Genomic DNA, 22665 nt, shown 5'->3' with positions numbered 1-22665 from the left:
GGCTGAAAACTTCTTTAAAATATTGAAGTCAGAAATGGTTGACCATAAGTATTATTACTCTTTTGCACAAGCTAGAAATGACATCTTTGAATTTATTGAAGTCTGGTATAACAGAAAGAGAATTCACTCTGTTTTGGGCTATAAATCTCCAAAACAGTTTTTAGAATTATATAATCAAAAGGTGGCTTAACTTTTTATCCGAAAAAATGTTGCAAATCCAGTTTCTGTCATACTTGTTATGATTTTTGATTTCCTAAGTAACTTCTGATAGGCTTTACTGCAATACTAATACTGGACTCCTCTATCAGAATGATGTATTAATGTTTCTCCTTTATACTCCCGTTGTTTTATCGCCATTTTTAAGGCTCTAATTGAACCTTCTTTATCTAAAGATCTAGATAAGTCATAACCCATTATCTTTTTTGAATAGGCATCCGTCACTAAGGCCAAATACCAGGGGTTGTCTCTTGTTCCTACATAAGTAATATCTGCTACTATAACCTGTTCAGGTCTATTTATCTCAAGACCATCTACTAAATCTGGATAAGTTTTAAATCTATGGTCTGAATCTGTTGTTACATGATAAGCCCTCTTAGGTTGTATTTCTAAGTGGTTAGCTTTCATAATTTGAAGTAGCTTATCACGTCCTACACCTAAAGGCTTTAATTGAGGATAAAGTAGGGAATACAGCATCCTATGACCACTGTTAGGAAGTTTTATCCTCTCGTTTTGTATGAGTGCTACTACTTGCTCAGAAATTTCCAGATTTTTCTTCTTACGATGGATGGAGCGGTAGTACACTTGACGATCTTTCCCAAGTAACTGACTTGAATATTCAATCCCTTTAGAATATCCATTTCTGAAATCATCAACTACTTGGGTGAAGAGTTTTTTCTTATGTCGATTTTATACTCTTTCTCGGCCAGGTTAATCATCATATCGAAAGTGATGGCTTTATGATCTACTTTCTCAGCTTCTGTTTCTAATCTATTAATTTTCTTTTTGGCGGCTTCCAATTCCAGTTTGAGCTCTAACAGTTCTTGTTCAGGTGTTTTCTTTTTCATGGTACTGACTTTATGGTTTCAGTCAAAGTTACCATATTTTTGTAACCAAACCTTTACTGTTCTATCTCCCTGTATTCCATATTTCCGTTTAGCTCCTTTTAAACTTAATTGACCACTTTTAACTTCTGACACAATTTGAAGTTTTAAGGACATTGAATAATCCTTCTGAGTTCTTTTAACATATTGACTTTTATTCTCTTCCATAATAACGATTGTTTTAGTGTATCGTTATTTTAGGACTTTACAATCGTCAACAAAAGAAAACTCCCTAAGGTAAAAATGATACCTCAGGGAGTTTTTTAATTGACTTGTTTGATGGTTCGTCGGGCGGTCACATAGGAACCGCCCCTACATGGGATTACTCATAAACCCTTTCAATATGCACATCCGTCTTCCTCATCATTTCTTCGGGTGTATCTTCATTGTATTCTTTCTGAAGCACTACCAATCTATTTTTTAGATCTTCCGTCAATTTTTCATAACCCATTTTTCCATACAAATTATTCAATTCATTAGGATCTTTTTCTAGATCAAATAACTCCCAATGATCTTGAAACTCTCCCTTCTTTTTCTCAGGATTGTAATAGAAATGGATCAACTTATAACGTTCCGTTCTGATACCATAATGAGGTTGTACATGATGCCAAAAAGGGAACTCATAATAATGGTAATAGATCGCATCTCTCCAATCTTTTACCTCTTTTCCTTCTAATATGGGCTTAATAGATTGCCCTTGAATTTCCTCTGGAATTTCCGCTCCAGCAAAGTCCAAGAGAGTAGGAGCCACATCAATATTCATAGACAGTTTATTCGAAACTTTTCCAGAAGGAACATGATTCGGATAGCGAATAATAAACGGCATTCTTAATGACTCTTCATACATCATGCGCTTATCAAACCATCCATGCTCACCTAAATAAAAACCTTGATCAGAAGAATAAATCACAATAGTATTCTCAGCCAATCCATTTTCATCAAGGTAGTCCAACAACTCACCAATGTAGTGATCAACACCTTTCACACATCGTAAATAATCTTTGATATATCGCTGATACTTCCACTTTTTCAACTGTTGTGCATCCATTTTCACCTCTGTATTTGGAGCCCAAACTATTTCATTATTATTCCCCTCAGTGTACCACTTTTTCAGTTCCTCCTTCGTAAAGTTATCCGGATTTTCAGGGTGTACCTTAAGATCTCTTCTATTCAAATTTCTCTCGATCGTTTGCCAAGTATCTGATGCCGCTAGTCTACCTTCATAAGTATCATTGAACGTTTCAGGCTCGGCAATTTCAACGTCTTTAAACTCGTCCTCAAATTCAGGAGCAGGTTCCCAAGGGCGGTGAGGAGCCTTAAACTGATACATCAACATAAATGGTTTTGACTTATCTCTTTTTTGATCCAACCAAGCATGAGCATCCTCCCAAACTTGTCTCGTTGAATGGAATTTTGTTTCTGTCAAAGTATCCCTACCATTTTCTAAAAATACGGTATTAAAATAAGTCCCTTGACCACCATGATTTATCATTACTTTTGAATAATCAAAACCAGTAGGTTTCGTCCCTAAATGCCATTTTCCTACAACAGCAGTTTGATACCCTTCCTTTTGTAAAAGCTTAGGAAATGTCTCTTGGGAACCATCAAAATCACCCCCATGTTCATTCTTAAAAAAGCCATTCACATGAGAGAATTTCCCGGTTAATACTGCCGCTCTCGAAGGTCCACAAATCGCATTCGTACAGAATGTATTGTTCATGATCGTTCCCTCTTTCGCCAATCGGTCGATATTAGGAGTAAGATCTGGAAATTGCTTCGCTAGAATTCCACTTTGATAAGCACTGATCGCTTTCGTAGAATGGTCATCACTAAAAATATAAATGATATTAGGTGGATCATTTTTAGCAGTTGAAGGGGTTAATTTTGAACAACTCCACAATAAAAGAAAGATAGAAGCTGTAATAATCGTTTTAAAAAGATGTTTCATATTTATTCAGAATTGAAATATAAAATTGGATTCAGAAACTTTCATTTCTTACTATAATTCAATTTTGATATTCTTGATTAATTCAGAAAGTGATGGAATAGTTTTTAATGTGTCTGGTTTGACTACCCCTTTAAAATGGAACGGGATTCCCCTTCTGTAGCCACGTAGCCTGCTACGTGAACGCATTAAATAGCTAGAAAGTTTACTATTTAATTACCATCTAATAAAACTTCATCTTGTTTTTCATTTCAATCTTTCTAGCGTAGTAGACTATGCTTCTACAGTTTGGTGATAGCAATTCATTTTGTAGCCACGTAGCCTGCTACGTAAACGCATTAAATAACTAGAAAGTAAAACATTTAATTACCATCAAATAAAACTTCACCTTATTCATCTTTTCACTCTGTCAAGCGTAGCAGGCTACGCATCTACGGGATAAAAACCACCCTAATTCCCTCCAATCAATGATTTGGTACAATAATACCCTTGTTTTTCCACTCGACTCCCCCTACTAATACATACAGACTAACTAGTATTGTGATATCAAATTTTGTGGTATTTTTAATCTTAATGAAATGATGAAAACTTTTTTATATACCTTATTTATTATCTCCATTTTTGGTTGTACTTCACCCCAAACAAAGACAGAGGTGAAAAGCAATCAGCCTAATATTGTTATGATTTATGTGGATGATATGGAGCTTAATCAGATGAGTGCTTTCGGATGTGATATGCCCACTCCTCATATGGACAGAATCGTAAACGATGGTGCCAAGCTCAACTTAAACTATGTATCAGCACCGGTTTGTACACCTTCAAGGTATGGACAAATGACGGGTAGATACGCATCGAGATGTAATAGTTACTTAAACGACTTTCCAACAGATAATCCTATTTTTATTCGATGGAATGGAGACCTTGCAGAGCATGGTTCAGAGAAAACAGTAGCTCATTTATTAAAAGAAAATGGATATGCTACGGGTTTTGTGGGGAAATGGCACAATGGACAACCTCAAGTGGAGGGGAGATATGAGGAAATGAATTTAGACAAAAAAATAACTGATCCTGATGTGGCAAAACAGCTCAAAGAACTTTATGCAAAACAAGTGGATTACATCAAAAAAGCAGGCGGTTTTGAATATGTAGAAAGCGTTTATGGGAATAATCTTCATGCATTAGCTTTACCAAAAGAAGCACAAGTTCACAATCAAGAATGGATCACTAAAGGAGGATTAGAGTTTATTGATCAAAACAAAGACAAGCCTTTCTTCTTATCCTTTAATACTACAATTCCACACGTTCCAAGCCCTTATCATTCAATGGAGGCGGATTCTAGAATCACACCACATGGATTGTTGGAGGAAAGTATTGATGGTAAATATATGCCAAAAAGAGCCGATTTGATCCGACAAACTTTGGATGAAGGATATCCTATTGACTATGCTGTAATCAAATGGTTGGATGAGGGAATTGGTGCCATTTATAAGAAATTAGATGAATTGAATTTGACGGAAAATACCATCATTGTTTTTGCGAGCGATCATGGTGTAACCGGAAAAATGACTTGCTATACATCTGCCGCTTTGGTACCTGCTGGAATTTCTTGGCCAGGTAAAATCAAAAAAGGACAGCAAATTAATGAGTTAACTTCTCAAGTTGATTTTGTGCCTACCGTACTTTCGGCCGCTGGGATTACCCTTCCAAAAGATTATCATGCAGATGGTATTGACCTTTTGCCTCATTTGATGGAAGGGATAGCATTGGAAAGAGATTATTTATACTGCGAGGTGGTTTATCAAAGAGCCATTATCACAAAGGATTTTCAATATTTAGCGACTCGTTTTCCTGATGATGTTCAAGCAAAAATCACTAAGGAAAATAGAAAGGAATTTACGATTGAAGGGAAACAAGAAAACGACAGATACAATGGTCAGGCGAAGTTCCCAGGGTATTATGATGATGATCAATTGTATGATCTAAAAGCAGATCCGAAGGAACAAAACAATCTTGCTTTTGATCCGTCTTATCAAGCCAAATTGAAAGAGATGAAAGGGTATATGAAAGAAGTGATTTCTACTTTTCCTCATGCATTTGGTGAGTTTGGGAAGCAAGTAAAATAAAGCTTTATGGTTTGTGAGGGCGTTGTACTCCAACGCCCTTGCTTTCAAGCTGAAAGATTCGTGAGAGGATTAAATTGTTAGTAATCAATGAAATGAAAATAAATAAAATAATTACCATCCTTGCATTATGTAGTATTTCAATTTGTAATGCAATATATGGTCAAAGTAAATTGGAGAAACCTAATATATTGATCATTCAGATGGATGATATGGGTTTTGATGACTTATCGATCAATGGAAACACGGCATCCAAAACCGTAAATATTGATAAGTTGGCACAAGAATCGGTTCAGTTTGATAATTTCTATGTAGCAAGTGTTTGTGCTCCTACTAGAGCAAGTTTGCTGACAGGAAGAGATTTTTGGAGAACGAGTGTGACTGGTATGCATGGAGGAAATGATTTCCTTAATATTGAAGAAACTACATTTGCTGATTTGTTACAAAAGAATGGTTATATCACTGGAATGTGGGGGAAATGGCATTCAGGCAAAGCAGAAGGGTATTGGCCTTGGCAAAGAGGTTTTGATGAAGGCTTTTATGCCAAGTTATACCATCATTTTCCTAGTAATGGTTATTTCAATGGTGAAAGAGTACACTACGATGAGAAGTGGTCAGATGAGCAGATCGCAGATATGGCCATTGATTTTATGGAGAGAAATAAGACCAAGCCTTTCTTAGCTTATGTGTCATCATTGAGTACGCATGGTCATTGGAAAGCTCCTCAAAAGATAGTAGAGAAGTATTTGAAAAAAGGATGGTCTGAGAAATATGCTACTTTGTTGGCAATGCAAGAGTTCGCCGATCTTCAAATAGGGAGAATATTAAAGTACCTTGAGGCTTCAGGTCTTGAAGACAAAACAGTAGTGTTTTTTATGTCGGACAATGGTCCAATAAAACATGGAGAAACTGAGGAAGAGTGGTTGGTGAGAAACAATCATACTTTTATTGGGAATAAAGCGAGAAATTGGAAGAACGGGATAAAATCACCGATGTATGTTAGGTATAAAGGTGTTTATGAACCGAAACACGTACAGAAGATGTGTTCTATCACGGATATTTTTCCTACTTTGTTAGAGTTGACAGGTACTAAACTTCCAAAGAAAAACTTACCAATCGATGGACGTAGTATGGTCAAAAGTTTTACTGGAAACGAAGAGGAAATGGAAAGTAAAGAAGCTATTTTCTCTTATTGGACACCTACACGATCAGAGAAAAATCAGTTTGCACCTTACATTGATGGCGAAAAGACCACTTATCAATTTAAAGATCAAATGCTCACTTTGATTACGGATGATTATAAGCTGATTTATAATGCCGTGAAATGTGAAAATTCCCCTTCACCAATTGATAATATGGTACTTATTGATCATAAAAATGATGTATTAGAACGTACCAATATCGCTTCAGCAAATAGGGAAATTGCAGATCAAATGCGTGATCGATTGGAAGAGTGGTTTAATGAAATGATTGAAGAAGAGCACTCGTTTAAAAGGGAACCAGCTTTTGTAGGATACCCAGGATCGAATGAGACGAAAACAAAAGTATTGGCCGTTCAACTTTCCTCAGCTGAAGGGTTTGAGAATCGCTCTCATTTGGTTGATTTTCCGAAGGATGGAAATGGAGAAGTTGGTTATAAATTAAAGATAAACAAAGCAGGAAAATATACGATATCGGCTAAATTGGCTAAGAAAACTGCAAAGGGTTTTGATCTTAAGTTTAAATTTAATGGGCAAGAGCGTATAGTTCATTTTGCTGAAAAATCTAAAGAGGGAGAATGTACATTGAGGTTAGAAAAAGGGGATCAATTATTAAAAATTACCATGACCGAGAACAGTACATATTTTAAAGATCTGAAGTTGAGTGAACTTCTATTTGAACGAAAGAAAACGATATAGACATGAAACAAATTTATAAAAAAACATACTTTATTTTATTGATGTTGTGTATTGGAATTTCGGTTTCCAATGTACACGCACAAATAGATGAGAAGGCGACAAAAGAAACCGAAAGGCTTTATCAAAACCTTCAATCTTTTACAGATAACAGATTTATTTTTGGACACCATTTTACAGAATTATCAGGTTGTTATCCAGAACCGTGGGTGGATCATAAAGGTGTAAAAAACAGGTCTGATGTAAAGTCAGGTTATGGCACTTTTCCGATGTTGTTTGGTTATGATTTTGGGCCAAATAATTTCCATAAATACGAAGGCATGATCAAAAAAGCCCACAAAATGGGAGGGGTCATCACTGTAAGTTGGCATGCGAAAAACCCCGTAACAGGTGGAAAGGTTTATGATACAGAAGGAAATGCCATGGTAGAAATTATGCCTGGAGGGTCTGCACATAAAGTTTATACAGAATGGTTAGATGAGATTGTAGAGTTTGCGCATAATGTAAAAGTACCCGTGATCTTTAGACCTTTCCATGAGAACACCGGTAATTGGTTTTGGTGGGGGAACGAATCATGCACACCAGAAGAATACGTTGCAGTATGGAGGTATACCGTTGATTACCTCAAAGCCAAAAAAGTACACAATTTCCTTTATGCTTATTCCCCATCTAAAGGGAAGTATGATGAGAGATATCCGGGGGACGATTATGTAGATATTTGCGGTATGGATTTTTATGGAGAAGCAAAAGATTTTCCAACTAAATTCATCACTGCTATCAAAGAGACAGTAGAATTTGCTAATGCTCATAACAAGATTCCTGCGCTAACAGAATTTGGCTATAGATCTGGAATGCAGAATTGTGACAATCCCAAATTCTATACAGAGATGATCTTAAAACCGATCATCAATGATCCCATTGCCTCACAAATTACATTTGCCCTCACATGGCGAAATAATTCAGAAGAAAGAGGCTATTGGGTACCCATTAAAGGAGATATTTTTTACGATGATTTCGTTGAATTTCACAAAAGTCCCTCCACCATTTTTATAGACGACAACATCAACATTTACAAAAAACAATAACCACGTTGGGGCGGTCCTATGTGACTGCCCACCGAACCACAAGAAAAAATAAATAGTGTTAGAAATCGGGAGATCTATAAGACACCAAACGGATCTATAGCGCAAGAGTTAAGCGTTAGCGTCTCTTGTGTTTTAAAGATCAAAAGAAGTCTCCGACTTCTAAAAAAAATAACAATAAATATGTGACTACTTATTAGACGGACAGCAAAGAGAGAAGTATTAATTTACTTCTCTTTTTCATCAAAAAATCCTAAATCACCCATCCCTAACCCTCATTTTATTAAATTGAACCACTAGGACAGAAACCCTATAAGTATGCATAAATTACTACTTGTAATATTATTTTTTATCGTCAATTTCAGCTACGGGAAAAACATTGTACAGCTCGACAAATTAGAGCAAGTGGAGAACTCTCCTTTTTCTACCATCAATAGTATTGTAGAAGATCAAAGAGGGTTTATCTGGTTTGCCTCATGGAAGGGATTGTATAGATATGACGGGCAAGAAGTAGTCTCATTTAGGCAATTGAACAAAGCATTTTTGGCCTTAAAAATTAATGACCTCCACCTGTTTGAAAATGACCTTTGGGTCTCAACGAACAACAATGGCATTTACAGAATCAACCTCAACGATTACAGTTATGAAAATTGGAGTAAATCGAGGGACAACTTTATAACTGATTACTCCTTATGCATTTCATTTGATCAAGAAGGAAATCAAGTTTGGGTGGGAACACAAAATGACGGACTTGCACAACTCAATCTTGGTACTAATACGATAAAAGTCTATGATCAAAAATCAGAAGAAGTTATTACGAATAATACCATTACTTGCCTACTCGAATCAAACTCAAAAGGTATTTATTTAGGTACCAGAAAAGGTATTCTATTTAAAGCAAAAGAAGAACAACACTTTTCAAGGGTATTTGAAGGCATTAATCAATATGTTTATTCAATGGTGCAAGATCCATCAGGAAGGATTTGGGTTTCAGAACGAGATGGTATTTATGTGACATCAAAACAGAAGAATAAGTACACTAAAATATACGAAGCTTCAGCCTATCAATTGATCTTATCGAAGAACAAAGAAAACATATTGATGAGTACCAATAACGGATTGAAAAGCATCAATATATTTTCCCTAGAAGTTACTTCCATCGAGCCCAAAAATGAGGCAATAGGAATGCCGATCTCATGTGCTTTAGAAACTGAAAAATTGATTTGGTTGGGATCAAGAAGAAAAGGCTTACATCAATTATACAACGTTCAAAACTTGGTAAAAAAAGAGGAGTCAGCATTAAACCAACTCTCATTTGCGGTATCTAACCTTTGTCCATTAGAAAATGGAGACCTGCTTTTCCATCGTTGGGCGGATGGTATTTATTACTATCAAAAATCAACCGATCAGTACTTTAAACTAAAAACTAAAAACTTTGACCAAGCCACGCTCAATACGTTAACTGTAGACAGATACAAAAAAGTTTGGCTATCCAAAAAAGGAAATAGAGGAGTGTATACCTTTGACCTTGATGCCATTGATTTTGAGCGTCAAACCATCAAAAAGATCAAGCACTTAAAGAATCCTTTTGGTAAGGAGAAGACGCCGTTGATCACAACGATTACCAGTGATAAAATAGGTAATGTGTACTTCGGGACTTATACCGGAGATGTTTACAAATACATTGCTCATGCCGATCAGTTTGTACCGATTTTATTTATCAATCAGCCTTTTTGTAAAGGAAAACCGATTCATTCCATTTTAGTAGAAGAGGAGAAAATTTGGGCTTCGACCAGTGGAGCAGGGATTTTTAAGGCGATTTTGGATCAAGACAATACAGTGCTCAATTTGAAGAATTATACGGTGCAAGATGGCTTGTCTAGTAATTTTTGTGTGACGCTTTTCCGAGGGAAAAATGGTTTACTTTGGATTGGTGCAGATGATGGATTGACAGTTTATGATAATCAACATTTTCGACAGTATTTTAATACCGATGATGCTTTTTTCAGTGTAGAATCGATTACAGAAGATCAAAAAGGACATATTTGGTTGGGCACATCAAAAGGATTGGTGAACATCAACCCTCATCTTGAAAATGAGAATTCTCGCATTTTTACTACAAATGATGGTTTAGAGAATAAAGAATTTTTCAGTAATTCGGTAGGAGTGACAGCCGAAGGACAACTGATGTTTGGAGGAACAGAAGGCATTGATTTATTTTCTCCAAATCAATTAGACACTAAAAAAAATTACGCTATTCCCACCGTTAAAGAGGTGTTGATTGGAGGGGAAAAGGTGTTTTATCATTCCAATGAATATGTAAAATCAGCTTTAGAAAATAAGGCGAAAATTGAGTTGCCTTATGCCCAAAACTCCATTGCCTTTGGATTTAGTAACCTGGAATATTTGAATCAAGGTAAAATCCAATACGCTTATAAAGTGTCGGGATTACATAAGAAGTGGCATACATTGCCCGATGGGGTGAGTTATTTAGAATTGAATAACCTTGCTTCAGGGGAATATAACATTCAAGTCAAATCGACCAATGGAGAAGGTGTTTGGTCTGAAAATACTTTGGATCTTCAAGTGGTCATCGCTGTTCCATTATGGAGACATCCGGTGGCGATTGTTTTGTATGTCTGTTTGATGTTGGGTTTGATTTACCTTTTCACTCAAAGGAAGTTGGTCAAGGCTCAGCATTTACATCAGTTGGAAATTGACCGATTGGATTTGCAAAAGAAAAATGAATTGGATGATTTGAGAGCAAAACTGTATGTCAATATCTCTCATGAATTCAAAACACCCCTGACTTTGATTCTTGGCCCATTGGCCTCCTTCATTCAGCAGAAAAAAGAAAATGACCCCTTTTTCGAGCAACATCTGATTATGTATAATAATGCAGATCGATTGCTGAAACTGGTCAATAGAGTGATAAATATTGGAAATTCTGAGCAAACCAAACAACATCTTAATGTTGAAAAAAGAGATTTCAATGTCTTTATCGAAGAGGTGAGAAATGCGTTTGTTTATGAAGCCAATCGAAGAGAGATTCAGCTTGAATTGGAGCAAGATTCTGCTCCTTTGGAGTGTTATTTTGATAAAGCCATTGTGGAGGATATTCTGTTTAATTTACTGTCGAATGCTTTAAAATATACCCCAATTTCAGGGACTATAAAATTGAAAGTAGAGACGGAAGAAGAATGGCTTACTATTCATGTCATTGATCAAGGAAAAGGAATTAATCCTTCTGTCATTGATAAAATATTTGATCGTTATTACGGAGATAAAAACAGGTCGTATTCGACAGGGATTGGGCTGAACTACTCCAAACGCTTATCACATCTGCACAAAGGCAATTTGGAAGTCAAAAACAATAAAACCCAAAATGGAGCAACCTTTACGCTATCACTTCCGCTTTATGATGTGTATCAAGCCGACGAAAAAGTTGTAAAAGACCTTAGTAGCAACGATACCGTAGGCATCTACAAAAACGATGTAGTCCTTCATCAAATTGAAACTTTGACTTCAGATAATCTTGATTCTACGACTGAAGATATCGCTTTGGTAATTGATGATAACCCTGATATCAGAACGTTTGTAAAATCGGTTTTAAGTGGTCAATTCAAAGTGATTGAAGCCACCAACGGAAAGGAAGGCTATGATAAAGCCGTGGAATGTATACCTGATATCGTTATCTCTGATGTGATGATGCCCGAAATGGACGGTTTTACACTTTGCGATTTGATCAAAAAAGACGAAAGAACAGATCATATTCCTATTATTCTCACCACCGTTCTCTCAGAACATGAAGACCGCTTAAAAGGATTAAAAGTAGGTGCCGATTCTTATATCCCAAAACCCTTAAACCCGGAACACCTCTTGGTACGTGTGGAGAAACTTTTGAACTCCCGCAAAAAACTCATCGCCAAATATTCTTCTTCCGAGAAAAACACGGTTGAAAACTCTCCAACCGAAGAACATCCACTTCTTGTTCGTGCCAGAGAAATCATTCTTCAAAATGTCACCAACGAGGATTACGATGTCGATAAATTCGCAGTAGACCTCGGGTTCAGCAGAACACAATTGTACCGAAAATTCAAGGTGGTTTCCGACCTTTCTGTCAGTAAATTTATCAGAAAAATAAAGCTAGAAAAAGCCGGTGAATTACTCCTTGAGGGTGAACTGAACATCAAACAAGTCACTTACGAGGTGGGCTTTAACGACCTCAAATACTTTAGAAAATGCTTTCAGGAACAGTTTGGTGTGACGCCTTCGGTTTATATTAAGGAGCATGGAGAGGGGTGATGCTTGGAATACAGAGCAATATCGCAAGTGTTAAGCCGATAGGCGTCACTTGTGAGTAATAATTGGCGAAGTCTCCCGACTTCGAATATTTTTTTGGTTAGAAGTCGTGAGACCTCTTTCATATTCATTTCCTAGTGACACCTGACGGCTAAACACTTGAAAAAGGGAGGTTCTTCAAATTAATTTATTCTACTATTGAGTATGGGCATAGAGTTTCTTTATCAATTACTCGTTCTCTAAGTAAAATTTTATTATCAAAACATCTAGCTATATTTGCAGTTCTCTCAAATGAATCATCCCAAGATTCTTTTTTATTGTAAAAATAATAAGGTTTTATTCTAACGCAGGATTCATGATTAAATATGGTTTTAAGTAAAGTTCTATCTGAGAGACCACATGAATGTCCAAGTATAATTACTTCAAAATCACCTTGACTTAAAAAATCTAATACTTTTCTATAATTATTATTTTCTAGATACCTCAAGGACTTTACCTGTTGTAAGGCCTGATGACCTTTTAGTTTTTCAAGAATTTTATATTCTTCACTTTCTTCATCTCCAAATCCAAATAATGGTCTGTAAGGATTCTTACTATTCAGTTTACCATGAAGATGAATTTCACTATAATTTAAAAAGTATTCTTGGAGATTATATACTTTAAGTGTTTCAGTATAGTTTAGGTTTAAAGCTAAAGTATGTTTTGCAATTGCATCATATTCTTTTTCTCCTGTTTCAGGAACCATTAATTTTAGAAGATGTGCATTGATTTTTATTGTAGTATTTTGGTAAGTTTTGTTCAGATATTCCTCAAGGAGGTCCCTTATTTCATCTAGTTCTTTGTTTAATGTTTCTGCTTGACTTGGCACTTCGATTAAAGTATCAAAATATTCTTGTTCTATATCTACCCAGTTTATATGGTTTTTTAGAATTACCCGAGCAAGAAGTTGATTTTTAAACCTCGCACTAATATTAATATTTGTTTCTTGAGTTTTTTGACGTATTTCTTGCCCAAACTTATCAAATAAATCATCTAATTTAGGTGGGTCATCAATATTATCACCATAAATATTTATTGTAAATAAATTATAATCAATCTCTTTATAATACCCCCCCTTATATTGTTTGTTTTTATTAAAACTGTCATTTAATTTTTTTTTATAATCCTCAACGTTGAAGATACTGTTTATAAAATCGTTATAACCAGAGGCTATTCCATGAGTTTTATCAAATCCGTTACCTATTAAAATTAGTCTGTTAAGAGCTTCCATTTTTTGTTATTTGTTTTTACAAAAATAAATATAATTAATAGTAGTTTTTTATGAGTATGTATTGACAAATTATCAATAATAATTTGACACTTGAAATAGAGAGAAGAAAATACATCCCATCCCACAAAACAAACAAAAAAAGCAGTCCACTCATCACATTGAGTAGACTGCTTTTTTGATGTCGGTTGAGATCTTATTTCAATTCTCTAAGATTGATTATTCGTATACTGCTTCTGATTTTTTATAAAGCGTGTATTCAAAATTATCGACGAGCCAAGGGTTTTTGGCAGGAGCTCCGGCGTAGAGGTTGAAACGGATCATGATATTGATACGACCACTTCTCATGTTTTCGGCGGTCAATGCACCTTTTACGTTGTTGAGCGTGCCTGTTCCCCATCCTGCGGTAGTGGAGAAGCTAGTGCCGTCTGTAAACGGAATTGTTGTCCAGCCTGATTCTACGATTTCGGCATCGATATCCTGATCGTAGTTGTACGTCAATGTTTTTTCAGTTTGATCTGCATTGCTCTCGTTGTAGCCGTACATCTCATCAAAACTTACAGTAAGACCTCTTACATCCGCATCAATTTGAATTGATTTTACTAATGCTGTTGATGCGAAGTCTTGACCTGCAGGAATCTTAGAACCTTCCACTGTTCCTTGGGCACCTTTTAGACCTTTTTGCGTTCTGATTTGCCAGAACGGAACGGCTGTAAAGGCTTTATCACCAAAGTCTGCATTTTGGAAACCATTTACATCTTCTTCGAGTTTGAGGTTGTTTGGATAGGTTGTATCATCCATAAAGTCTTCCAAGACTTCCTCTGCTTTTCCTGCTTCTAAAGAAGAAACGATGTTGAATACATTTTCGTAGTTCATCACTTCATTCAAGCCGTGATCTTTTACCAAAATACTGATATTGACAGGGTAAGTTCCTTCTGGAATATTGCTGTCTTCAGCCACTGTAATCACACCGGTTGTAGCATCGATGGCGATTCCTGTAAATTGGTTATCCAAGAATGAAAATTCTAAATCAGTACCAATTGTTGTAACGTCCACATTGATAGAAGCACTCATTCCTGACCATGGAGAAAGGGTTGCTGTTGTTAAAGTTGCTCCGCCTTGAGTGGCTCCTGAGTACGTTAATTCAGGTCTTTCGCCAACGGTTACGGTCATTACATCTGCAAATATTTTATCGCCAATTGGTGTTGTAACAGTCACGGTCAGTTGATGGGTAGCAGGAGGTGTATTGTAGTTCGTTTTCGAAATCACACCTGTATTTTCATCAATCACTAGGCCTTCTACTGCATTGCCGTCAGTACCAGTCATGCTGTAGGTGAAATCGTTGATGTCAAGGTCTTCTACAGTACTGATATCAGGCGATGCAATTTCACCTACGTAGTTGAAATTCACCGTTTGTGCTTCATAGGTTAAATCAATATTCAATGGAAGCACCGTTGTGACATACACACTGTCAAATCGCTTCACGCCTTTGTCGGTGGTCATTACTACCTCAAAAGCATAATCGCCGTCAGGAGTATCGTTATTTTCCTTGATGATTTGCCCCTCTTCGTTGATGCTGATGCCTGGTACCTCAGGGACTAATTCATAACCTTCTACTGTCAGATCCTGTAAATCTGTAATGGTTGGAGACGCCATTACACCTTGGTGAGTGAAGTTGAATGAAGTAGGCTGACCTTCATAATTGATGGCGAAAGGAAGCTCTACAATTTCAATCATGGAAGCACTATCGTGTGTCACTAATCCACCTGAATAATATACTTTTACACCAAAATAGTAAGTACCTACTAGTTCGATGGGTGCTTTATCTGAAAGCGTAATTACACCTGTAGCGTTGTCAATAGACACGAGCTTAGAGAAGGCAAATAAGTTGAATTCCTCATCACTAGATGTAATTGTATCGATTTCAAACTTTACGTTTGTGGTTCCATCCCAAGTAGGCAGTTCGGTTTGAATAGTATCCAAAAAGCCAGCAGATGTTTCACTGTACACCAAATTGACCGGAGGATTCATCACATTGTCTTCCAAGTGGCCTGGAATTTTCTCCTTTTCACAACTCAAGGCGAAGAAAGCCAAGATGAATAGTACTAGGGGATTATATATATATCGTTTCATGTTGTTGCTCTTTTTAGTTTCTTAAATGGCGCCGTATCCCTCGTTTTGATCACTTCCAGAAATCGCCTGATTGGTATTGATTTCCACTTGAGGAATTGGTAAACGTAATGCTTTAGGATCATCAGGGAACGCAGGATCTAAGTTGGTATTTCCATTTTCACCCATTCTAAATGCATTTTGAGGATCAATTACATTGGTTTTGAAGAATTGGTAACCTCTTCTTCTAGTGTCCATCCAATCTTGCCCTTCACCCAATAACTCTGCTCTTCTTTGAGTGAATAACTTCTGTCTCATTTCCGTCTGAGGCATCATGTCCCAATTGGCAGGCTCAGCCGATCCTTCATTGCTGTTTCTCGCTCTATCAAGCACTAGGTTCACATATTGCAAAGCATCAGCTCCCAAACCTCTTTCGTTTTGGATTTCGGCTAACATCAACAATAAATCTGCATATCTGTAAACAATCCAGTTTTTGTTGCTGGTGATGGTTGTAGAATATTGGTCTTTCTCCATCAATTTCAAGACGGGGGTAAAGCCATTTGTTCTGTTATTTCTGATCGTAGATTCAGGGTAACACTTCGTTACGTATGGGTTTTCCGTCACATTACCGCCTTGATCTCTAAAACCAACAAATGAAGTAACAAAGGTTGATTTCAATCGAGGATCGTTTGGAGAATCATTGTAGATAAGATCGTAAGCGGCAGGGTTAGTGAGTATTCTACCACTGTGGCTAAATCCTTGTGTATAGACTTTTGGAGTATAGAAAAACATGAATGTTTTATTAACGGCCGTAATGTTGAATTGTAATTCAAAGATCGACTCGTCAGTATTGTTTCCTGTTTGTTCGTGCCAAAGGTCCTCATAGTTCGGAACCAACGAATATTGATTCTCTACAATTTTTGCTTCATCATAAGCCATCAACCAATAATCATCACCGCTGTTGGTATAGCCTTCAATTTTCAATGCTTCATCACCAGCATTCACACAAGAGGCGATGTACACATAGACTTTTGAAAGTAAGAAGTTAGCGGCATAACTCTTAGGATAACCTAATGTCTGTGTATCATTGGCCATCAATGTTTTGGCAAAATTCAAATCTTCAATGATCTGATCAAAAATGAGTTGTTTGTTAGTTCTTCCCACATGCACCGTATTTTCATTAGTAGGTTCTACTCTCAATGGTACTTCACCCCACATTTGTACGGCATTGAAATAAGAGAATGCTCTTACAAAATAGGCTTGGCCGAGGTAGTTTTTAGTATCATCAGACATCACATCCACATTGTTGTCATAGACTTTGTTCACGTTGTAAATAAAGTCATTGGCACTGTTGATGGTTCCGTAAGTTCCTTGCCACATACTTTCAACGTAATCGTTATCTGAAAACGGATTTAGAGCGGCGATGCCAAAGTTATCCGATTCTCTGCCTGAGTAAAAGAAACCCGAATGTAGGTTCAAAGCTTGCATTTGGTTGGCATAGGCTTGAAAACTGATCATGGTGCCGTACATACCATTCAAAGCGGCAAACTGTCCTGAAGGTGTACTGTAAGTAGATTCTGTATCTAAAAATGGGGGGCGAAACTCATTGGAACAGCTCAAACTAAAGGCTGTAAGAATCAATAAGGCAATTTTATTTATAATCGATTTTTTCATTAGTTCATTGATTAGAATGTGACATTAATACCCATCAAGTAAGTTCTCAAGTTGGCATAGGCACCCCAATCTGTTCCCATGATGGTACCATCATAAAGGAAAGAAGTGACCTCTGGATCATAACCTGAGTAATTGGTAATTGTGATTGGGTTTCTAACTGTACAGTAAATGCTTACTGCACCTATATTTGACCATTTTTCAGTAGGAAGATCTACCGTAAATGTCACATTGGATAATCTTAGGTAACTACCATCCTCAATCATTCGGTCTGTGATATGACTACCCATTGAGTTGCCGTATCCGTAACCCACTCTTGGTGTATCAGTGTTTGTGTTTTGAGGAGTCCAAGCATTGTAATATACCTCTGGTCTTACGTTCCAGCTATTGTAAACTGGCGAAGGATAAGCTGTCCAAGCTAAGTCTGCATTCAAGACTTCGTTGCCATAAACGCCATTCCAAAGCATACTTAAACGGAAGATTTTATATCTGAATTCCATATTGATGGAGTACATAAAATCAGGGTTAGGATCACCAATAATAGTTTTATCATCTGAAGTGATATTCCCATCTCCGTTTTGATCTACAAAAATAACATCACCGGCTTGATTAGGATTGCCATTAAATGTAGGACCACTTTTAGCGTCTTCATCAGTGGCATAAATTCCGTTGGTTTTGTATCCATAGAATACCCCCACTGGCATTCCTTTTACGAAGATATTGGCAGGACCATTAAGTGTACCACCACTTGATACTTCATTGCCTAAATATCCTTGTACTTGTTGAGGCTGACCATCGATATAAATCGTTGATTCAGGAATTCCCAATTCTCCAATTTCTGTGATGTTTTTAGTCAATGAACCACCGATATTTACACCCCAAGTATCATTATCTACAATCACCGTATTTAGGTTAAGTTCAACTCCTCGGTTGTACATTTCACCTCTGTTGATATAGTAGCTTTTAAAACCTGTTGAAGTTGGTGCTTGAAGTCTTTGAAGCAGGTCCATAGTATGTTTTGAGTATAAATCCACCGTACCTGTAATTCTAGATTTCAAGAAACCAAAATCTAAGCCAACGTTGATCTGATCTGTTGTTTCCCACGTTAAGTTGGTGTTGGCTAAGTTACCTGGAATCAAACCTACCTGGTTGCCGTTATTACCGTCAGGGTAAAGGTTGTTGGTATAATTGGCCAATGTTTGGAAAGGCTGAATGGCTTGGTTACCCGTACGTCCCCATCCTGCTCTTAGCTTTAAGTCTGATAGACTGCTTGATGTCTTTAAGAAATCTTCCTCTGAAATATACCATGCTACTGATGCAGAAGGGAAGAATCCCCATTGTTTTCCTTCTTCAAATTTGGATGATTTATCCGCTCTGAAGTTGGCTGTCATGATATATTTATTGTTGAAAGTATAATTCACTCTCCCTAAGTAAGAGAAGATTGATTCTTCGTAAGTCAATGTTCTTTGAGGAGATAAAATATCTTGTCCGTATTGAGGAGCATCTCCTCTGAAACTATGATCAATAAAGTTGCTGACGGCATACGTAGTGTTTTGCGAATTGATGTAATCATACGTTACAACGGCAGTAGCACCCACTCTATGTTTCTTATTGAAAGTCCTGTTGAAGTTCACAATACCATCAATATTGTAAGAGCTTCTTTTTTGTTGAATTGTATTTAAATAGCCATTTAATTGGTTACCTTGGAAAGTACCAGGACCAAACCAAATGCTTCTATCTTGATTTCTTAAATCGGCTCCGGTTCTTAATGTTGCTTTAAGTCCTTTTACAATTTTATATTCCAATTTACCGCCAATGATCGTTCTGAATTGCTTCATAAGGTCATCATTATTATTCATGAAATCCCAAGGCGTTAATTCAACAGCATCACCATCATCTTCACCATCAATGTTCATTCCCGTAAGAGGCGATTTACCAACCATTTGATTTATCAACGAACGGCTACCACCTGCTCTTTCACCTGTTTGAGCATACGATCCATCTAGAATATTTAAAGTAGTCTTGGCTTCAAAACGTAATTTTTCAGAGATCTTTTGCCCTAAATTAATTCTTAAGTCACCACTCTGAGAAAAAGAATTTGGAATAACACCTTGCTTGTTGTTGTATCCCATTGAGATATAATAGTCAGTTGTTTCATTGGCACCACTGATAGAAGCTCCAGCATTATAAGAAACGCCCGTTCTGTAGATTTCGTCCTGCCAATTGTGTTGTTGAAGTAAGTTTCCACTTGCCAATTGATACACCTCTCTAGTTTCAGGGTTTAATTGATAAAGTGGAACTTGATTGTTGGATAAGTTCACATCATTGATAAACTGAGCGTATTCAAATCCATCCAATACATCAATTGTTTTTGAAGGTTCAGAGATCGATGTATTCGCAAAGAAATTCACCTTAGCGGCACCTTTTGTACCTTTTTTAGTCGTGATTAAAACCACACCGTTGGCACCACGAGAACCATAAATTGCGGTAGCAGAAGCATCTTTAAGGATTTCAATGTCCTCAATATCTTTGGGATTGATACCCGCCAAACCATTTTGAGCACTAGGGGCAGAGTTACCACCTTGTACATTGACCGGCGTATCACCTGCTGAACTAATAATAATACCATCTACTACATAAAGGGGTTCGTTGTTTCCTCTCAACGAGTTAACCCCTCTGATCTTTACAGAAACAGCACCACCTTGTGCTCCTTCGTTACCAATCACTTGTACTCCTGAGACTCTACCTTGTAACATTTGATCAAGGTCGTTGTATTGTCTCACAACGTTTTCATCTTCTTTTACTTTACTGATAGAACCTGTTAAGTCGCGTTTTTGAACTGTTCCATAACCTATTACCACAACGTCCTCAAGAAGTGCGGCGTCAGATTTTAAATAGAAATCATGTTTGCTTGCTCCATTGTAAGTCCATGTGTGTGTTTCCATTCCTAAATAAGAAATCACCAATTGCTGACCTTTTTCTACTTGAATAGAATAAGCACCATCCAAATCTGTAACAGTACCTTTGGTAGTGCCTTTAATTTTAATGGATGCGACAGGTAATGGAAAATTGTCTTCTTCATTCATTACAACCCCTGTCAATATAGTTTGTTCTTGGGCGAACGTTATTGTGGTAATTGTTTGAAGAAGAAAAATAACTAACCCCACATAGCGGGATAACGGATAAGAAGTAATTTTTCTCATACTCAAAATATTTTAAAAAATAATTTTATTGGAACAGAGGTATCGTTCATTTCAATTTCAAATACTCATGTTCCAGAAGTACTCGACTACGCTGAAGTAATAATTATCATTTCTGTTTTATAAATACGGTTTCTTGAAGTAAATCCGTCATTCTCAAATCTGAATTTTCTGAACATCGCAGTAATAATGTTTTAGATGATTATTCCATTTCATTATGCTTATTTCACTTCAATAAGTTTAGCCTTGTAATAATGAATGACTACAGTGTCGAAGTACATTACAAATGTAGGGTGGACACTAATTGATGGTATGCAGATTTTATTCATTTGACTGCTTGATATGAATTGTGGTGCTCAATTTTAAGTTTAAAAAAAGGTGAAAAAATTACTTTTTTGATGAAAAAGTCCACGCTTTATGTGTTTCCTCTGTGATGTGAAAAATCATCATGATTTACGCTTCAAGCAATGATAATAAATCTTTAGGTTTTAAGTAATGATTTTTGATATCTAGCCCTGATTAATGAGAAAATATGTAATAAATAAGTGCTTTTTTTCGATTAATAATTCATTCATTAAAAGAATCGATTGTCAAAAAATGAAACGTAAAATCTTTGTTTTTGATATCATAATGGCTGTTTTTGATAAAAAAGTAACTAAATGAAAATTTGCTAATATCTTCACCCTTTAGTATTGGTTCTATTTTAAAGAGAAAACTCCATATCTGTAACCTGTCTCTTGAAGTACTTTTGTCTTAACAACATCGGAAAGTGAAATGAAAAGTACTTCGTCATGAAAAGAAAATACGTTTATATAGTATCAATTTTTTTACTCTTAATACAAACAGGATGCACATCCGTAAAAGGAGGCGCAGGAGATCTTGTGACAGAGAAGCCAAGAGTGATTATTACAACTGATATCTATAATGCTGACTTTTCAATGAAGGACGAACAGGCTTTAACGTACTTGATGTGGTACTTAAATAAAGTGACTGTTCAAGGAGTAGTTTTAGACAGGTACAATGCCTTTGGTGTAAATAAAGTGAAGGAGATTTTTCAGTGTTATGAGAAAGACTTTTTTAATGACTCCTTTTCTTTTAATAAACAGCAATTTCAACTACCGGACAGTTTAAAAGTAAGTCTTCAGAAAGACAGAGATACCGGTGTTCAAAAAATTATTGAAGAGGCAAGAAGCCAAAATGACACCCCTTTGTATGTACTGATACTTGGTACAATGGAGGTGGTGAAAGAGGCTTTACTATTGGCTCCAGACATTTCCGACAATATCAGATTGATCTCTATTGGGACAGGCGTAAAACCACCGGATGAAGATGTGTGTGGAAATTTGAATTGGAACGGATGGGGCAGAACGGAAGTATTTGAACGATTCACCAAGCTATGGTGGATTGAAAACGACTGGGCTTATAAAGGTTTATCCGAAGGGAATGAACCTCAAAGAATATACAACGGAATAATTAAGTATGGTGAGTTAGGTGATTTTATTTCAAAGAGTGAAAAAACACGTTTTAACCTAGAAGGAGCCATTCCCATCATGTTTTTGGTAGACCCACAAATCAAACACAATTATCCTGAGTTTGGAGGGTGGACAGGAAATTACATCAAACCATTTCCTGTAGAACGACCACACTATTGGGTAGACCGAGCAGATACAAAGCAATGGGATTATCAATATCCTTGCAAGTCGTGGGATTTGGCTTTTCAGGTATTAAACGAAAGGAAGCAAAACGTACTATTACGACGTGATCAAATGTATTCCTCTTTGATGGATCAGCTAAGTCAGCTGTACTCATTGTAAACTAAGTTTTCATTTATGTATGGTTAGTAGAAATCAGGAGATTTCTGTTGATCATTAGGACACGAATGACGCTATCGCTTAACATTCGCGCCATTGGGTTTTCTATCCTTTAAGTTTGGTAGCGATCCCTTGAATTTTTTGCTTCAAGACAAAAATGAAG

At 36.5% G+C, this 22665-nt stretch carries 14 protein-coding genes; 6 read left to right on the top strand and 8 right to left on the bottom strand.

All coding sequences use genetic code 11. The annotated features are described in order from the left end of the window. On the top strand, positions 1-190 hold a 190-nt coding region (locus PL77_RS22545), incomplete at its 5' end, for an IS3 family transposase (RefSeq protein WP_044210553.1). Between the two features lie 95 nt (positions 191-285). On the opposite strand, the gene PL77_RS22540 is transcribed toward PL77_RS22545, so the two are convergent. From PL77_RS22540 to PL77_RS22530, 4 genes are all read right to left on the bottom strand, one after another. Beyond that, positions 286-693: a DDE-type integrase/transposase/recombinase gene (locus PL77_RS22540; protein ID WP_052444650.1), complete on the bottom strand. Its 408-nt coding sequence runs from the start codon at positions 691-693 to the stop codon at positions 286-288. Between the two features lie 179 nt (positions 694-872). Further along, complete coding sequence (locus PL77_RS31875) at positions 873-1064, bottom strand: hypothetical protein (RefSeq protein WP_156152494.1); 192 nt, start codon at positions 1062-1064, stop codon at positions 873-875. Positions 1065-1082: 18 nt separating this feature from the next. Beyond that, a complete protein-coding gene (locus PL77_RS31870; RefSeq protein WP_156152493.1) occupies positions 1083-1268 on the bottom strand; it encodes a helix-turn-helix domain-containing protein in 186 nt (61 codons plus the stop codon). A 154-nt stretch (positions 1269-1422) separates the two neighbouring features. Continuing rightward, positions 1423-3048, bottom strand: coding sequence for a sulfatase (locus PL77_RS22530; protein ID WP_063769043.1), 1626 nt, complete (start codon positions 3046-3048; stop codon positions 1423-1425). A 575-nt stretch (positions 3049-3623) separates the two neighbouring features. Between PL77_RS22530 and PL77_RS22525 the strand changes: the two genes are divergently transcribed. From PL77_RS22525 to PL77_RS22510, 4 genes are all read left to right on the top strand, one after another. Then, a complete protein-coding gene (locus PL77_RS22525) occupies positions 3624-5168 on the top strand; it encodes a sulfatase (RefSeq protein ID WP_044210551.1) in 1545 nt (514 codons plus the stop codon). A gap of 92 nt (positions 5169-5260) precedes the next feature. After that, positions 5261-7063 carry a sulfatase-like hydrolase/transferase gene (locus PL77_RS22520; RefSeq protein ID WP_052444649.1) on the top strand — a complete coding sequence of 601 codons (1803 nt, stop codon included), beginning with the start codon at positions 5261-5263 and terminating at the stop codon, positions 7061-7063. Positions 7064-7065: 2 nt separating this feature from the next. Next, the gene (locus PL77_RS22515; protein ID WP_044210549.1) at positions 7066-8145 is read left to right on the top strand and encodes a glycoside hydrolase family 26 protein; all 1080 of its coding nucleotides are present in this window, start codon (positions 7066-7068) and stop codon (positions 8143-8145) included. Between the two features lie 315 nt (positions 8146-8460). Beyond that, positions 8461-12447 carry a hybrid sensor histidine kinase/response regulator transcription factor gene (locus PL77_RS22510; RefSeq protein WP_044210546.1) on the top strand — a complete coding sequence of 1329 codons (3987 nt, stop codon included), beginning with the start codon at positions 8461-8463 and terminating at the stop codon, positions 12445-12447. Positions 12448-12631: 184 nt separating this feature from the next. Here the strand turns inward: PL77_RS22510 and PL77_RS31570 are convergent, their stop codons facing one another. The 4 genes from PL77_RS31570 to PL77_RS22490 form a co-directional block, all read right to left on the bottom strand. Further along, positions 12632-13714 carry an AbiH family protein gene (locus PL77_RS31570; protein WP_052444648.1) on the bottom strand — a complete coding sequence of 361 codons (1083 nt, stop codon included), beginning with the start codon at positions 13712-13714 and terminating at the stop codon, positions 12632-12634. A 216-nt stretch (positions 13715-13930) separates the two neighbouring features. Continuing rightward, complete coding sequence (locus PL77_RS22500; protein WP_044210544.1) at positions 13931-15844, bottom strand: Ig domain-containing protein; 1914 nt, start codon at positions 15842-15844, stop codon at positions 13931-13933. Between the two features lie 21 nt (positions 15845-15865). After that, a complete protein-coding gene (locus PL77_RS22495) occupies positions 15866-17494 on the bottom strand; it encodes a RagB/SusD family nutrient uptake outer membrane protein (protein ID WP_044210542.1) in 1629 nt (542 codons plus the stop codon). 11 nt (positions 17495-17505) lie between these two features. Beyond that, positions 17506-20694, bottom strand: coding sequence for a TonB-dependent receptor (locus tag PL77_RS22490; RefSeq protein ID WP_044210539.1), 3189 nt, complete (start codon positions 20692-20694; stop codon positions 17506-17508). Positions 20695-21482: 788 nt separating this feature from the next. Here PL77_RS22490 and PL77_RS22485 point away from each other — a divergent pair. Further along, complete coding sequence (locus tag PL77_RS22485; RefSeq protein ID WP_044210537.1) at positions 21483-22505, top strand: nucleoside hydrolase-like domain-containing protein; 1023 nt, start codon at positions 21483-21485, stop codon at positions 22503-22505. The last annotated feature ends 160 nt before the right edge of the window (positions 22506-22665 follow it).

This window comes from Flammeovirga sp. OC4 (assembly GCF_000812565.1).
Classification (GTDB): domain Bacteria; phylum Bacteroidota; class Bacteroidia; order Cytophagales; family Flammeovirgaceae; genus Flammeovirga.
This window is presented reverse-complemented; position numbering and strand designations above follow the sequence as displayed.

Bases quoted from the DNA above. Each gene is read 5' to 3' on its own strand.
- PL77_RS22540 (WP_052444650.1), bottom strand. From the start codon at position 693: ATGCTGTATTCCCTACTTTATCCTCAATTAAAGCCTTTAGGTGTAGGA.
- PL77_RS31875 (WP_156152494.1), bottom strand. From the start codon at position 1,064: ATGAAAAAGAAAACACCTGAACAAGAACTGTTAGAGCTCAAACTGGAA.
- PL77_RS31870 (WP_156152493.1), bottom strand. From the start codon at position 1,268: ATGGAAGAGAATAAAAGTCAATATGTTAAAAGAACTCAGAAGGATTAT.
- PL77_RS22530 (WP_063769043.1), bottom strand. From the start codon at position 3,048: ATGAAACATCTTTTTAAAACGATTATTACAGCTTCTATCTTTCTTTTA.
- PL77_RS22525 (WP_044210551.1), top strand. From the start codon at position 3,624: ATGATGAAAACTTTTTTATATACCTTATTTATTATCTCCATTTTTGGT.
- PL77_RS22520 (WP_052444649.1), top strand. From the start codon at position 5,261: ATGAAAATAAATAAAATAATTACCATCCTTGCATTATGTAGTATTTCA.
- PL77_RS22515 (WP_044210549.1), top strand. From the start codon at position 7,066: ATGAAACAAATTTATAAAAAAACATACTTTATTTTATTGATGTTGTGT.
- PL77_RS22510 (WP_044210546.1), top strand. From the start codon at position 8,461: ATGCATAAATTACTACTTGTAATATTATTTTTTATCGTCAATTTCAGC.
- PL77_RS31570 (WP_052444648.1), bottom strand. From the start codon at position 13,714: ATGGAAGCTCTTAACAGACTAATTTTAATAGGTAACGGATTTGATAAA.
- PL77_RS22500 (WP_044210544.1), bottom strand. From the start codon at position 15,844: ATGAAACGATATATATATAATCCCCTAGTACTATTCATCTTGGCTTTC.
- PL77_RS22495 (WP_044210542.1), bottom strand. From the start codon at position 17,494: ATGAAAAAATCGATTATAAATAAAATTGCCTTATTGATTCTTACAGCC.
- PL77_RS22490 (WP_044210539.1), bottom strand. From the start codon at position 20,694: ATGAGAAAAATTACTTCTTATCCGTTATCCCGCTATGTGGGGTTAGTT.
- PL77_RS22485 (WP_044210537.1), top strand. From the start codon at position 21,483: ATGAAAAGAAAATACGTTTATATAGTATCAATTTTTTTACTCTTAATA.